Source organism: Cellulomonas sp. A375-1 (genome assembly GCF_001040865.1).
GTDB lineage: Bacteria > Actinomycetota > Actinomycetes > Actinomycetales > Cellulomonadaceae > Cellulomonas > Cellulomonas gelida.
Map to the genome: position 1 here is coordinate 70,805 of NZ_LFKW01000116.1, position 336 is coordinate 71,140.

1 protein-coding gene is annotated in these 336 nt (G+C 76.5%); it reads left to right on the plus strand.

Annotated features, from left to right (window positions below; translation table 11 throughout):
- Window positions 1–41: 41 nt before the first annotated feature.
- On the plus strand, window positions 42–336 hold a 295-nt coding region (locus CWIS_RS19495), incomplete at its 3' end, for a phosphotransferase (protein WP_231583836.1).

Sequence of the window (336 nt, forward strand, 5' to 3'; positions counted from 1 at the left end):
ACGGCGGCACGACGTTCCACTCGCCAGTCCACGGTGCGTACGTGAAGTGGGCCCCCGCGGGCACGCCGCTCGACCTCGCGGTCGAGGCCGAGCGGCTCGTCTGGGCGGCTCCGCACACACCCGTCCCCGAGGTCCTCGCCCACGGCAGCGACGACGAGGGCGCGTGGCTCGTCACGCGCGCGATCCCCGGGCGGAGTGCGGTCGACCCGGTGTGGCTGGCGCGACCGCTCGAGGCGGTCCGCGCCGTCGGTGCCGGGCTCCGTGCGCTGCACGACGCCCTGCCGGTGGACGACTGCCCGTTCACCTGGTCGGTCCAGGAGCGGCTCGCGCGGCTGG